Annotated in this window: 15 protein-coding genes; 6 read left to right on the top strand and 9 right to left on the bottom strand. The window is 59.0% G+C overall.

Annotation, left to right across the window (positions count from 1 at the left end):
* Nucleotides 1-21 precede the first annotated feature (21 nt).
* Entirely contained in the window at nt 22-1,500 is a 1,479-nt protein-coding gene (locus tag ACKJSM_RS12075) for a S41 family peptidase (RefSeq protein WP_410237575.1), read from the top strand.
* A gap of 67 nt (nt 1,501-1,567) precedes the next feature.
* Here the strand turns inward: ACKJSM_RS12075 and ACKJSM_RS12070 are convergent, their stop codons facing one another.
* Nucleotides 1,568-2,866, bottom strand: a complete 1,299-nt coding sequence (locus ACKJSM_RS12070; RefSeq protein WP_410237573.1) for a mechanosensitive ion channel family protein — start codon at nt 2,864-2,866, stop codon at nt 1,568-1,570.
* 191 nt (nt 2,867-3,057) lie between these two features.
* On the opposite strand from ACKJSM_RS12070, the gene ACKJSM_RS12065 reads away from it, so the two are divergent.
* Nucleotides 3,058-4,398 (top strand): DEAD/DEAH box helicase, encoded by a 1,341-nt coding sequence (locus ACKJSM_RS12065; RefSeq protein WP_011332966.1) that lies wholly within the window; start codon nt 3,058-3,060, stop codon nt 4,396-4,398.
* A 62-nt stretch (nt 4,399-4,460) separates the two neighbouring features.
* Here the strand turns inward: ACKJSM_RS12065 and ACKJSM_RS12060 are convergent, their stop codons facing one another.
* From ACKJSM_RS12060 to ACKJSM_RS12045, 4 genes are all read right to left on the bottom strand, one after another.
* Nucleotides 4,461-5,060: a hypothetical protein gene (locus tag ACKJSM_RS12060; RefSeq protein WP_410237571.1), complete on the bottom strand. Its 600-nt coding sequence runs from the start codon at nt 5,058-5,060 to the stop codon at nt 4,461-4,463.
* Entirely contained in the window at nt 5,057-5,656 is a 600-nt protein-coding gene (locus ACKJSM_RS12055; protein ID WP_339485324.1) for a papain-like cysteine protease family protein, read from the bottom strand. The genes ACKJSM_RS12060 and ACKJSM_RS12055 overlap by 4 nt, the downstream gene beginning before the upstream one ends.
* Before the next feature lie 249 nt (nt 5,657-5,905).
* Nucleotides 5,906-6,181 (bottom strand): hypothetical protein, encoded by a 276-nt coding sequence (locus ACKJSM_RS12050; protein WP_410237569.1) that lies wholly within the window; start codon nt 6,179-6,181, stop codon nt 5,906-5,908.
* A gap of 80 nt (nt 6,182-6,261) precedes the next feature.
* A complete protein-coding gene (locus ACKJSM_RS12045) occupies nt 6,262-6,996 on the bottom strand; it encodes a DUF899 domain-containing protein (protein ID WP_410237567.1) in 735 nt (244 codons plus the stop codon).
* A 177-nt stretch (nt 6,997-7,173) separates the two neighbouring features.
* Here ACKJSM_RS12045 and ACKJSM_RS12040 point away from each other — a divergent pair, with 177 nt between their 5' ends.
* On the top strand, nt 7,174-7,566 hold the full coding sequence (locus tag ACKJSM_RS12040; RefSeq protein WP_236182118.1) for a transcriptional regulator: 393 nt from the start codon (nt 7,174-7,176) through the stop codon (nt 7,564-7,566).
* Between the two features lie 60 nt (nt 7,567-7,626).
* Here ACKJSM_RS12040 and ACKJSM_RS12035 read toward each other — a convergent pair whose 3' ends face one another.
* The 3 genes from ACKJSM_RS12035 to ACKJSM_RS12025 form a co-directional block, all read right to left on the bottom strand.
* On the bottom strand, nt 7,627-8,496 hold the full coding sequence (locus tag ACKJSM_RS12035; protein WP_410237565.1) for a DUF6279 family lipoprotein: 870 nt from the start codon (nt 8,494-8,496) through the stop codon (nt 7,627-7,629).
* Nucleotides 8,497-8,573: 77 nt separating this feature from the next.
* Nucleotides 8,574-9,290: a TorF family putative porin gene (locus ACKJSM_RS12030; protein WP_236182120.1), complete on the bottom strand. Its 717-nt coding sequence runs from the start codon at nt 9,288-9,290 to the stop codon at nt 8,574-8,576.
* A 216-nt stretch (nt 9,291-9,506) separates the two neighbouring features.
* Entirely contained in the window at nt 9,507-9,695 is a 189-nt protein-coding gene (locus ACKJSM_RS12025) for a hypothetical protein (RefSeq protein ID WP_016985943.1), read from the bottom strand.
* Nucleotides 9,696-10,045: 350 nt separating this feature from the next.
* Between ACKJSM_RS12025 and ACKJSM_RS12020 the strand changes: the two genes are divergently transcribed.
* The 3 genes from ACKJSM_RS12020 (at nt 10,046) to ACKJSM_RS12010 (ending at nt 12,413) form a co-directional block, all read left to right on the top strand.
* Complete coding sequence (locus ACKJSM_RS12020; protein ID WP_064383204.1) at nt 10,046-10,882, top strand: S1 RNA-binding domain-containing protein; 837 nt, start codon at nt 10,046-10,048, stop codon at nt 10,880-10,882.
* Between the two features lie 45 nt (nt 10,883-10,927).
* Complete coding sequence (locus ACKJSM_RS12015; protein ID WP_236182121.1) at nt 10,928-11,317, top strand: DUF2177 family protein; 390 nt, start codon at nt 10,928-10,930, stop codon at nt 11,315-11,317.
* 163 nt (nt 11,318-11,480) lie between these two features.
* Complete coding sequence (locus tag ACKJSM_RS12010) at nt 11,481-12,413, top strand: DMT family transporter (protein ID WP_074691142.1); 933 nt, start codon at nt 11,481-11,483, stop codon at nt 12,411-12,413.
* Here ACKJSM_RS12010 and ACKJSM_RS12005 read toward each other — a convergent pair.
* Nucleotides 12,358-13,539 (bottom strand): MFS transporter, encoded by a 1,182-nt coding sequence (locus tag ACKJSM_RS12005; protein WP_410237561.1) that lies wholly within the window; start codon nt 13,537-13,539, stop codon nt 12,358-12,360. The two genes, ACKJSM_RS12010 and ACKJSM_RS12005, sit on opposite strands and share 56 nt — an antisense overlap.
* Between the last annotated feature and the right edge of the window lie 40 nt (nt 13,540-13,579).

Here is a 13,579-nt window from a genome sequence, read left to right as displayed (position 1 = left end):
CCCTTGGTTTGGTGCTTTTGCATGATTAATAATTTCGATTTGAATTTTTATAATAAAGTTTTGGCCATTGTTCTGATGAGTGTCGCTGCTACCGGTTCTGTATTGGCTAAGGATACTCACAAGGCCGGGTTTGTAGACCTGGCTGTCAAAGATCTTGCCGCGGTTCATCAACTGATAGTTAGCTCCCATCCGGGGGCCATAGATAAAGAGAATAAAGACTTCACTGACTGGGTCGAACGGGGCTATCTGGAGGCAAGGCAATTGTCCCTCCTTGTCGGTTCCAGAAGAGATACCCAAGCTGTTCTGGGTTTCTATATTTCAGGGTTCAAGGATGGCCATGTAGGCATTTATCAATCCGAAAAGGACAAGTCTTCGTGGGCCGGTTTCATTCTGGACAAGAGAGGGGAGGATTTTGTTGTCAGTCGTGTTGCGAAGGGCTGGCCGGTACCGTTGCCGCCAATCGGTTCCAGAGTCATTTCATGTGACGGTAAAACAGTTCGCGAGATAGTGAGCAATGAGATATCACCCTACATAGATCGCCGACTGGATTTGCAATCCACCTGGAATCACCTTGCGAAGCATTTGACTGTTGATGATGGGGACTATCCAGTGTTGGCCAGAAAACGGGCGGGCAAATGCCAGGTTGTTCTGTCGAGTGGAGTAAAGCAAAACTACGATCTGTTATGGCAGGAGGATGGCGGGCAATTAGCGGATTTCCTGTATCAACCTCAACCACCTCAGACGGTCCTGAACCTCGGCGACGGACGTTATTGGGTTCATGCGTCGAATTTCGCACCTTCGGCATCCGAAAACGCATCCCTCGAGAAGATGCTTGATGTTCTCGAAAGTATTGATGATGCCAGACTGGTTGTACTCGATACACGCGGCAATCGTGGCGGTAACAGTCTGGTCGGAGCGAGGATTCTGTCTGCGTTGTTGGGTGAAAGGTTTGTAGAAAGTCTGGACCGATCCTCTCGTTCGTATGCAATGTGGCGAGTGTCTCCTCTTGCACTTTCAACGCTCGATAGCGCTTTGGCCAGTACCGAACGTGATTACGGGAAAGGCAGCGATGCCTATACCTTTGTTTCAGGCTTGCGTAAGTCCATGAACGCTGCACTGCAGGAGAAGGCCGACTGGTTGCGACAGCCCGATACATCTTCGCTCGATCAAGATCGCTCGAAAGACCTGAAGCAGAAAACTTTCAAGGGTCAACTCGTGCTGGTGACTGATTCGTTCTGTGCGAGTGCCTGTCTGGATTTTGCAGACGCCGTACTGGCCGTTCCAGGAGCGATCCAGTTCGGGTTACCAACGAGTGCTGACACCGTATATATCGATATTGGCGCTCAGGTTTTGCCGAGCGGGGCCCAGTTTTGGTTGCCATTGAAAGTCTGGAGAGGCCGGGTGCGGGGAAACAATCAGAGTTATGAACCGCGGTATGTTTTCGATGGCGACATAAATGACACTCCCGCTGTTCAAAAGTGGGTGCTAGGTCACTTTTGAACGGGCCTGCTCCAAACCTCCGGTCACTCGACGCATTTTGCCGAGCGTTTCCGGAGGTGTTGTGTCATTACATGATCTGTTTCCCGGCCTCGGGAATATGGCTCGCGCCAAGGACTGCCGGCAATAACCCCGACCGCAAATCCCCACCACTGGGCTGCTGATACAGGCTCAGCCCAAACTCCGGCAGCACCGCCAGCAGATAATCGAAAATATCCCCCTGGATCCGCTCGTAATCGGCCCACACCGTGGTGGTGGTAAAGCAGTAGATTTCCAGCGGAATGCCCTGGGCCGTGGTCTGCATCTGGCGGACCATGCAGGTCATGTTCGGCTGGATCTCCGGGTGGCTCTTCAAATAGGCCAGCGCATAGGCACGAAAGGTGCCGATGTTGGTCATGCGCCGGCGGTTGGCCGACATCGCCGCGACGTTGCCCTGCGCCTCGTTCCAGGCCTTGAGCTCGGCTTTCTTGCGGCCCATGTACGCGGTCAGCAGGTGCACCTGGGAGAGTTTTTCTTCTTCATCGTCGCGGATGAACCGCACACCGCTGGCGTCGATGAACAGGCTGCGCTTGATCCGCCGGCCGCCGGACTGCTGCATGCCGCGCCAGTTTCTGAACGATTCGGACATCAGGCGCCAGGTCGGGATCGAGACGATGGTCTTGTCGAAATTCTGCACCTTGACCGTGTGCAGGGTGATGTCGACCACGTCGCCATCGGCGCCGACCTGCGGCATTTCGATCCAGTCGCCGACCCGCAGCATGTCGTTGCTGGTCAGTTGCACGCTGGCGACGAACGACAGCAGGGTGTCCTTGTAGACCAACAGGATCACCGCCGACATCGCACCCAGACCGGACAGCAGCAACAGCGGCGAACGGTCGATCAGGGTGGCGACGATGATGATCGCGCCGAACACGTACAGGACCATTTTTGCCAGTTGCACATATCCCTTGATAGAGCGGGTGCGGGCGTGTTCGGTGCGGGCGTAGATGTCCAGCAGCGCATTGAGCAGGGCGCTGACCGACAGCAGCAGGAACAGAATGGTGAACGCCAGTGCCACGTTGCCGAGGAACACCATGGCGGTCTTGCTCAGCTCCGGCACCAGGTGCAGGCCGAACTGGATCACCAGCGACGGCGTCATCTGCGCCAGGCGCTGGAACACCTTGTTATGGCGAAAGTCGTTGATCCAGTGCAGCGAGGGCTGGCGACCCAGCATGCGGCTGGCATGCAGGATCAGGTAGCGCGCCACTCGTCCGAGGACCAGCGCGATCACCAACAACAGGAGCAGCGCCAGGCCGGCGTGCAGGAGCGGGTGCTGATCGAGGGCACCCCAGAGGTCTTGGGCGTTGAGCCAGAGCTGTTTGAAATCCATGAGCGAAACGATTCTTCTGTAAGACGCGACGGGCGATTAGAGCATTTAAGACGCTGTGTATTACCGTTGGAGACAAATCGAGCAACAAAAAAGCCACTGATTACCGCGGATTTCACAAAGAAACTCGGCCTGAGCGCTCGAAACCGGTAACCTATGCAGCTGATTTTTTGCATATCTTCGAGGTAGCACCCGTGTTTTCCCAATTCGCCCTGCACGAACGCCTGCTCAAAGCCGTGGCCGAGCTGAAATTTGTCGAGCCAACGCCTGTGCAAGCCGCGGCCATTCCGCTGGCGCTTCAGGGGCGTGACCTGCGGGTGACGGCGCAAACCGGTAGCGGCAAGACCGCCGCGTTTGTCCTGCCGATCCTCAACCGCCTGATCGGCCCGGCCAAGGTTCGCGTCAGCATCAAGACCCTGATCCTGCTGCCGACCCGCGAGCTGGCCCAGCAGACCCTGAAGGAAGTCGAGCGCTTTTCGCAGTTCACTTTCATCAAGTCCGGTCTGATCACCGGCGGTGAAGACTTCAAGGTCCAGGCCGCCATGCTGCGCAAGGTGCCGGACATCCTGATCGGCACCCCGGGCCGGATGATCGAGCAATTGAACGCCGGCAACCTCGACCTGAAAGAAGTCGAAGTGCTGGTGCTCGACGAAGCCGACCGCATGCTCGACATGGGTTTTGCCGAAGACGTGCAGCGTCTGGTCGACGAATGCCCGAACCGTCAGCAGACCATGCTGTTCTCCGCCACCACCGGCGGTTCCGGCCTGCGCGAGATGATTGCCAAGGTGCTGAACAACCCTGAGCACTTGCAGCTCAACGCGGTCAGCCAACTGAACGACACCACTCGTCAGCAGATCATCACCGCCGACCACAACCAGCACAAAGAACAGATCGTCAACTGGCTGCTGGCCAACGAGACCTATCAGAAGGCCATCGTCTTCACCAACACCCGGGCCATGGCTGACCGCATCTACGGTCGCCTCGTCGCCCAGGAATACAAGGCGTTCGTGCTGCACGGTGAAAAAGACCAGAAGGATCGCAAACTGGCGATCGACCGTTTGAAGCAGGGCGGCGTGAAGATCCTGGTGGCCACCGATGTGGCGGCCCGTGGTCTGGACGTTGATGGCCTGGATCTGGTGATCAACTTCGACATGCCACGCAGCGGCGACGAATACGTGCACCGTATCGGTCGTACCGGCCGTGCCGGCAACGACGGTCTGGCAATCTCGCTGATCTGCCACGGCGACTGGAACCTGATGTCGAGCATTGAGCGCTACCTGAAGCAGAGCTTCGAGCGCCGTACCATCAAGGAAGTCAAAGGCACCTACGGCGGACCGAAAAAGGTCAAGGCCTCGGGCAAGGCCGTCGGCGTGAAGAAGAAAAAGACCGACGCCAAGGGCGACAAGAAGAAAACCGCCGCCAAGACCCCGACCAAGCGCAAGAGCGCCAACCGTCCGAAACCGGACGCTCTGGTGAGCAGCGACGGCATGGCCCCGCTGAAACGCCGCAAGCCGGCAGCGCCAGCGGCTGAATAAGCCGTTTCAGGCAGGCAAAGAAAAACCCGGACATGGTCCGGGTTTTTTATTGCCAGCGTTTATCAACTGCCCAGCAGGCCCGTGGTGTCGGCATCAAAGCGCCGCTTGGCCTGATCGGCTGCCGGTTTGAGCTGTGCGAGCAGGGCGGCCTCGCTGTACAGCCCTGCCAGCGCCAGTTCTTTCGGCGTTGGCTCGATCGGGATCAAAACGTCTTCACCCGCCGCATGCAGCCAGATCGCCACGAAGTGCAGCGCCGACACAAACAGCGTCCGCAGCTCAACGGTTTTGCCCTTCAATTGCGGTGATTGTTCCGCCAGTTTCAGCGCATCGACCGTGGCGGCCGCCAGGTGGCCGTGGTTCAACGAGGCAAACTCGACGTGACCGCGTACTTCGGCCAATTGCGCATCGGCAATCGATACTCCGCCGGAAAACACCAGGTAATGCCAGTCGCCCACTCGGGCGTCTTTCAGGCCTTTGCCCTGGCTCAGGTCTTCCAGACTGAGCGAGTAGCCGCGATAGGCCTCGCTGAGGCTGATCCCGGCGGGCGCAGCACTGGCGAACTGGCGATTGACGCCGAATCCCTGGGTCTGCAACGCGGCCTGCAGGGCCGGACGCAAGGTTTGTACGCCGTTGGAAGGGGCCTTTGGATAAGTCAGTTTCATGATGCCGCCCCCTGGTTTTTTGCCGTGAAGTAAGTGTGGGTCCAGTTGCCGCCGCCGTTGTAGGAACCGGGGAAGGCACTCAGCGCGCGGGTCGAATAGCCGTAGATCGAATCCGCGACCAGCACGTAATTGCCGTTGGTGCCGTAGATCGCCAGAAAGTGCGCACCGCCGCCGTACCAGGCACAGCGCAGGCCGATCGGGCGGCCCATGTTGATCTGGTTCTGGATGGCCGACATTTGCAGCGAACCCGAATTCATGCCGTTGAAGCTGCGGGTGATCTTCAGCGCAACGTCGAGATAGCCGTACACGTTGCATGGCCCCGGTTGATTGCAGCAGTTGCGATCCAGGGCGGCACTGGCAACGGCGCATTGGGTCCAGGACCCGGTGCCGTAGTAGTTGCCGACCGAGGCGGAAGCGGCGGCCCAGCACCAGTTGGTCTGGGTCTGTTGCTGCATGGTGAAGTTCAGGCTGGCGGCCGCCAGGGCACGTTGTTGAACAGCGGCCTCGACCTCGACCAGTTGCGGGTCGAGCAGATGGCCGGTCAGGCACGCGGGCAGGGTATTGCCGGGCAGTGCCGTTGTTTCAGTGGTTAACATTTTTCAATCCTCCATGAATGAAAACAGGCGTTCCGCGTTTGCGGGATAACGTTAATGCCGAGCGATCGGTGCTCAAGGGTTGCCATCTCCGATGGCCGGTTCCGATCAGGCTCGGGGTAACCCTAGGTGTGAGTATGCATTTGTGCAAATAATTGAATGCGTTAATGCAAATTTCCGGACAAAAGGAGGCAGGCGTTGGCATCGATCCAGCCTGATCGATACCAAAGCCTGTCGTTGTTCGAGCGGGTGTTATCCCTCGGTTTTCTTCTCGGCCGACCCCAGTTCCTTCAAGCGCTGATCGATCAACTGGCATTTGTCCGGCAGATCGGCGGAGGCAGTGCCCAGATCCACTTTCTGCAACTCGGCGTTCATCTCCTTGGCCTTGGTCGGGTTTTGCTCGGTGAGCTTCGCGACTTCCTGTGCCAGTTGCTCGCGTTTGGCGGTGGCTTCTTCCGGGGTGCAGGCCCAGACGGGCAGGGCACAGGCCAGCGTGGCGGCGAGGGTGAGCTTGAGCAGCGTCTTCATGGGGGCAGGCCTCGGTTCCGGTTAAGGCGGGTTAACCGGTTGAGGCCTGTGGCCGGTGAAAAGTTCAGTGTTGTTGGCGCTCAGTCTCCATGGCAGCAACTGGATTTTGATGCCCCGTTGTACCGGTCATGATGCCGCACCCATTCCATGATCTCGTCTTCGTTCCGGCCCTTGGGCGTGAGGTCGAGGTAGTTGTAGGCGCCGACCAGCAGGTCGAGGCCGCGGGCATAGGTTGAGTAGGTGTGGAATATGTCACCGTTGTCGGCGCGATAAAACACGCTCAGACCGGGCATTTCTTCCTCGGCGCTGTCGGTCTTTTCGTAGTTGTACGTAGCCTTGCCTGCTACGACATCTTCAGCGCGGGCGCACACGCCAAAGTCGTAGTTGAAATCGCAACCGTTTGAAGACACCCAGTCGAATCTCCAGCCCATCCGCCGCTTGAAGGCCTGGAATTCGGCGAACGGTGCGTGAGACACCGCCACCAGCGCAATGTCGTGATGGGCCAGGTGCAAATTGGCGCCATCGATGTGGTCGCTGAGGAATGAGCAGCCCGGGCAGCCTTCTTCCCAGCCCTTGGCGAACATAAAGTGGTAAACGACGAGTTGGCTGTGCTGACCGAACAGGTCGGCGAGTTTCAATTCGCCGTTCGGCCCCATGAAGCGGTAATCCTTGTCGACCTTCACCCAGGGCAGGGCGCGGTGTTGGGCGCTGAGGCGGTCGCGTTCCCTGGTGAAGGCTTTTTCATCGGCCAGATGCTGCCTGCGGGCGACGAGCCATTCTTCGCGCGACACCACTGGATGATTCTCAACGTTCATGATGATTTCTCCTGCGGGGGTTGAAACCGTCTGTTTCAGACTAGTCGTTTAACACCCTGGGAAATCGACAGACCGCCGGTCGGTCGGCGCGCCGAATAATCCTGAACGGTGACGCAACGGTCCGGTCACAACCTGTGAACGCGCCAAAAAATCACGCGCACCGGAGGTTGAATCAGGATGACGACTTATAACTGGGATTTGATTGAACGCCTGCTGCATGAAGTGCAGAACGGCGCGGGCCACAGCTTCGCGCCACGGTCTTTCGCCGAAGACTATGCGGCAGAGAAAGCGGCGGCGGGCGAGGCGATCGAGAATCTGGATCACCTGAAAACGCTGGCCTGCGACTACGAAAAGCTGCTGCTGGAGCGAGGCTATATCGAGCCCCGTGGCGAGGACGAAGGCAGTACCGGCAACAATTTCGGCCTGACCCCGCGCGGCTCCAGCCTGTTGAGCCTGATCGACAGCAGCATTCCCGGCAATGATCATCCGCGTCAGGTACTCGATGAGCAGGAAGACGCGCTGGATGCGCTGACGTTTGATGAGGTGGCCTCCAAGGCGCAGATTGCCTGAGGCGTTGCACAAAAAACCGTGGGAGCGAACCTGCTCGCTCCCACGGTTTTCTCAATGGTCTCAGCTTTTTTGTGCGGCCTTCAGGCACTTCAAGTCGTTGAAGTCCTTGCGCACGCCCTCGATCTTTTTCAACAGGCGCTGGCGCTGCTGAGGCGTGCTGTCGGCCATCAGATCAACGAACAGCGAACGGGCCTGCGCCTCGGTATTGGCGTAGGCCTTTTGGTAATCCGCTGTCCATAAACGCTCGCGATTGACCAGAAGCGTCTCGATCCGCTGTGGGAATTCAGGACTTTTGCGTTGCGCCACCGCCGCGCTGAATTGCTTCTGCCAGTGGGCGCGGTTGGCGATCCACTGGGTGTTCTGATCGCCCAGAGCGGTCGACCAGGCCATCACCCGCTGCTCCTGAGTGACGCTCAACGGGCCGAGCCAGTCGTTGAGGCGTTTGTCCATGCGTGCGCCACGCTCGGCAATCTGCTGTGAAAGGGGTGGCTTGAGGTATTCCCGTTGGCGCTTTTGCAGGTCTTCGGCAAAGGCGTCGTTCATTTCAGCAACCTGCCGATCATCCAGCCCTTGTAGCAATTCAATCGCCGACGGGGTGATTTCCCGGGCGGTTTCGGCGATCGCCTGCTTGGCTTCTGCGGTGCGGGCCTGGAGGGCGGCGTCGGTAACCTGATTGGTTTCGACCATGGTTTGCAGGCGATCGAGCCAGTCCAGGTAACCCGGTAACTGCGTGGTGCAGTGCCAGCTCAGGTGTTCCCTGAGGCGTTCGTTGAACCAGCCTTTCTGCTCGCCGTTCATGTCCAGGTAGTCGCTGAGCGTCCACGGAATGATCACGTCGAGATTGCGGTAGGCCAGGCCGACACGGCTGCAGGCGCCGAGAGCAAGGGTCAGGATCATTAGAACAGCGATGCGTTGGAACCAGCTAGACATGGGCAAGTCCTTGCGAAAGCCAGCCTTGAGGGTCTGATTCTTATGTGAACACAGGATGGACCCGGCAGTTCAGCCTATCAAAAGAACGGGCGTTCGGCCTTGAGCGTGACCAGTCCGTCGCATTGACTGTTATGTCCGGAATAGGCCGAGCAATCGCTGCCGCTGAGGCTGGAGTTGCTGTAGATCAGATCAAGGTCGATGCCCATGAACGGCCGGGAAAGTTTCACCGACCAATCGGTGAAACTGCTGACGTAACCGCCGTCCACCGAGACCGGCGTGTTGAACTGATGGGTGGTGTATTTCATGCTGATCCCGATGCCGAACGGCTGATTGCCGCCCAGGTCGGCAAACAGGGTGTTGTTCTGTTTATCCGGATCGTTGCTCAGGGCGATGCCGATCCGGCTGCCGAGCAGGGTCAGGCCACCGAACAGTTCCTGACTGTCGAGGGTGTCGACCTCGGGATAGCTGTAATGGATCATCCCGACTTCGTAGCCGAGGGTCTGATCGAAAGGTTGTTTAAAGCCGATGTAGGAATCGATTTCGAGGTTCTTCCCCGGCGTCAGGCCCATGCTCGGTGCGTACTGGCCGACATAGAGGCCGCTGTCATGGCTCAGGTCCAGACCTCCGTGGAACGAGCCGATCGCCGACGGCTTGACCAGGCCCTGGGCCATGCTGCGACTGGGCGAGGTGCCGAGCTTGAGGTCGAAGTCACCGAGTTCACGCTGGAAAATCTGCGCGTGCGCCGCCGGGCTCGCCAGCAGGCCTACAAACAATAAACAGGAAGATTTGAGCATGCGTCACTCCTTGAACAGCGAGCGCAGGGCGATAAGGCCTGCTGAAACGCTTGATCCAGACGCGTGCAAGGATACCGGCGAATGATCGGCATCGAGGGCCGTTCGTCGATTTCTGCTGTTTTTGAATGTTTGATTAAACGCGAGGGAGGTCTGCGAGTGATCCGGTCCAGGCGCTTCGAAGCTCAAAGCGCCTTTGGACTGGTGTGCTGCGGGGGGTTATTTCTTGCCCAGGCTGATCTGCTTGGACGGGCCGAACGTCTGGCCGCTGACGCCTTTGGCAATTTGCTGGATCTCGCCGCCGGACTTGAGGAATGCCGCGATCTGATCGTTGATCGATTCGCTGGTTTCAACGGCTGGAGCTGGCTTTGCTTTGCTGGTGGATGCTTTTACACGCATGGCGGCCATTAACCTGTAGAAAAGTAACTCGGCCAGGCATCGTACAGGAATAACTTGACAATTGCTTGGTAAATATCCTCCGGAATAACTCGGCGCGCCGGTGGATTAGGCTTGATTAAATATTCGAAATATCCCGCTAACCTGCTGTTTTAACTCACAACATTTATTCGATTCCATGATGTCGGGGGGCGTCGGGATCACGTGAAGGCCGTCATGCTGGCCTGACGAGCGGCGCGCATCCGGCGTGAAATCCAGGAAAATCAAAGCCTCCCGCAGATTTTCGGTCGGCCGGTCGATGGGCGACCGACGAACCTGGCAAAACCGGGTAGAATGCCGCCCACGCAATGAGGGTATTGGAAATGGCTTTAGTCGGGCGCTACAACAGTTTGCAAGTGGTTAAACACACTAACTTCGGTTTATATCTGGACGGCGGTGCCGACGGCGAAATTCTTTTGCCCAACCGTTATATCCCCAAAGATATTCCCAGCGAAGATGAAGACTGGCTCAATGTTTTCATTTATCTGGACAGCGATGACAAACTTATTGCCACCACTGAAAAACCCAAAGTTCAGGTCGGTGAATTTGCCAGTTTGAAAGTTGTTGAAGTCAACAGCATCGGCGTGTTCCTCGATTGGGGCCTGCCGAAGGATCTGCTGCTGCCTTACTCCGAAGAAAAACGCCAGATGACCGCCGGCGAGTACTGCGTGGTGCATGTCTACCTCGACAAGCACACCCGCCGCATCACCGCCACCGCGCGCCTGGATCGTTATCTGGACAAGACCCCGGCCAACTACAGCGCGGGGCAGGAAGTCGATCTGCTGGTCGCCGAAGCCACTGACATGGGCTTCAAGGCGATCATCAACAACAAGCACTGGGGTTTGATTCACAAGAATGAAATCTTCAAGTTCATGCGTGCCGGCATGCGCGAGAAAGGCTTCATCAAGGAAGTGCGCGCCGACGGCAAGATCAGCCTGAGCCTGCAACCGGTGGGGCAGGAAGCGGCCAGCAGCCTGAACTCGAAGATCCTCGCCAAGTTGCGCGAAAACGATGGCACCCTGGCCGTCAGCGACAAGAGCGATCCGGCGTTGATCAGCAGCCTGTTCGGCGTCAGCAAGGGCAACTTCAAGAAGGCCATCGGTTCGTTGTACAAAAACGGCCAGATTGTCATTCATGCCGATCGCATTGAACTAACCTGAGTCTCCCGTGGCCCATGTTGCATGGGCTTACTTGAGATCGGGTAGATGAAAAAAGCACTGATTGCCTACGTTGCCACACTGCTGGCGTTTCTTCTGCTCGACGGGCTCTGGCTCGGCGTGTTGATGGCGCCGACCTATCGCGAACTGCTCGGTTCGCTGATGCTCGAAAAACCGTTGCTGGTGCCAGCAGCGGTTTTTTATTGCCTGTACGTTTTCGGCTGTGTGGTGTTTGTGGTGCTGCCGTCGCTGACCTGGCAACGCGCCGCTCGCCTGGGGGCGCTGCTCGGGCTGGTGGCTTATGGGACCTATGACTTGACCAACTGGGCGACGTTGCGCGGATGGTCGGCACAGGTGTCGCTGATGGATTGGGCCTGGGGGACGTTTGCCACGGCGCTGGCCTGTACGGTCGGGTTCCGGGCCGCTCGCCGAAGCTGACGGCGGGCATGACGCAACAGGGCAATTGCGGGTCTTTGCCGGGCGGCAATTTCTGTCCGACTGGTTGATAATCCCTGCCATCCTTTTTCGCCCCGGACAAAGCGCCGGGGCTTTGTTTGACCTTTGGAAAAACTGCCATGTTGTGTGTGTTCGAGGTGTCGAGGTGAGCGTCAGTCGGCGCAGTGCCGACGGATTTGCCCTGCAAGTGATGATCGGCCTGTGCCTGATCTGGGGCGTACAGCAGGTGATGATCAAGTGGGCGGCGACCGACATTGCCCCGGTGATGCAGGCGGCGGGGCGGTCGGGGATTTCCGCGCTGCTGGTAGGACTGCTCATCTGCTGGAAGGGCGGTTGGGATCAGGTCGGTGCTACCTGGCGCGGCGGCTTGCTGGCAGGTGCCTTGTTCGGCCTCGAATTCCTGTTCATCTCCGAAGGCTTGCAATTGACCACGGCGGCGCACATGTCGGTGTTCCTCTACACCGCGCCGATCTTCACCGCGCTGGGTGTGCACTTCCTGTTGCCGAGCGAGCGTCTGCGGCCGGTGCAATGGTTGGGGATTTTCATGGCGTTCGTCGGGATCGCCGTGGCGTTTGCCGGCGGCGTGTCGTGGGACAACCTCGATCGCCGCATGCTGATGGGCGATGCCCTCGGCGTGCTGGCCGGCGCCAGTTGGGGCGCGACCACTGTGGTGGTGCGCGCCTCGCGCCTGTCGGAGGCGCCAGTGACCCTGACCCTGTTCTATCAACTGATCGTCGGCTTCATCGGCCTGTTGCTGATCGCGCTGCTCAGCGGCCAGATCACCCACGTCAGCCTGACCGTCGTCGCGGTGGGCAGCGTGCTGTTCCAGGGGCTGGTGGTGTCGTTCTTCAGTTACCTGACCTGGTTCTGGCTGCTGCGTCGTTACCTGGCGGCCAATCTGGCAGTGTTTTCCTTCATGACGCCGTTGTTCGGCGTCACGTTCGGCGTGGTGCTGCTCGGCGAAGAACTGAGCCTGAACTTCATCGTCGGCGCCGTCCTGGTGTTGCTCGGCATCACCTTCGTCAGCGCGGAACAGTGGGTGCGTCGGCGTTTGCGCAAAGCCCTCGGTCAGCCGTAGCCGATTTGCACGCCAGGCCGCCGGCAATCAGCAGGCCGCTGCCGGCGATCACCAGCGCCGGTTGCAGGCCACCGCTGAAGTGGCTGCTGAGCGCCGCCAGCAACGGCCCGCTGAGCTGACCGACGGCGAAGCACGCGGTGAGCAGGCCGGCGTTGCGCTGGGTCGCGTGGGGCGCCAGTTCTCGGGAGCGCTGCATCACCAGTTGCATGCAGGCCAGGAACGGCGTGCCGCACAGGATCATACCGAGTGCCAGGCCGAGGCCGCTGCCCAGCAGGCAAGCGAACACACCGGCGGCTTGCAGCCATAACGTCGCCATCAGCCAGTGCCGGGTGGTATCCGGATCGTGCCGACGCAAACTCACCAGAAACACGCCAATGGCGGCGCCGAGGCCGAAGCACGGCCAGAACAGATCGGCCTGCCATTGCCCGCGAAACTGCGCGTTGGCCATCTGCGACAGAAACGTGGCCGGGATGATGTAGCCCACGCCGTACAACGCATAAACAATCGCCAAACGCCCTATGCCACGATTTGACGAACCGATCGCAGTCGGCGCGGCCGGCACGCCGACACCCGGTTGCGGCAGGATCCGCACGATCCCCAGCAACATCACCAGCGCCACGGCGGCATAGATCAGCCACAGGGTGGCGGACGTCTGTTGCGCCAGATGTGAGAACAGCGCCAGTAACCCCGTGAGAAAAATCCCCAGCCCCGGCCCGGCAAACACCAGCGCCCCCAACCGTGGACGACCCGCCGCCGCAGCCAGTGGCTGACTCAGCGCAGTAATCATCACCAGCACCCAGGCGCTGGCCACGCCGGTGCCGAAACGCAGCAACAAATGCGACCAGAAACCGTTGGCCCAGAATGACGCCAGCGTCAGCAGCACACACAACCACAGACCGCCATGCAGGCGCCGCTGCACCTGATCCGGCCGGCGGGAAAACATCGCGTCCAGCGCACCGAGCAGATAGCCGAGGTAGTTGGCCGCCGCAATCAGACCGGCGGCAGTCAGGTCGATCTGGCCTTCACTGAGCAGGTGCGGCAGTTGCGGGGTGAGGGCGAAACGCCCGATGCCCATGGCCATCATCAGGGCAACGAAACAGGCGGATAAGCGGATCAGCGGTGACATGGTCTGAATTCCGTTGGAGGTTCGATGACCGTCAGGCTAG

The sequence above is a fragment of the Pseudomonas sp. PHC1 genome, assembly GCF_046487845.1.
Classification (GTDB): Bacteria; Pseudomonadota; Gammaproteobacteria; order Pseudomonadales; family Pseudomonadaceae; genus Aquipseudomonas; species Aquipseudomonas sputi.
The sequence above is the reverse complement of the archived record's forward strand: the minus strand, read 5'-3'. Positions and strand labels throughout refer to the sequence as shown.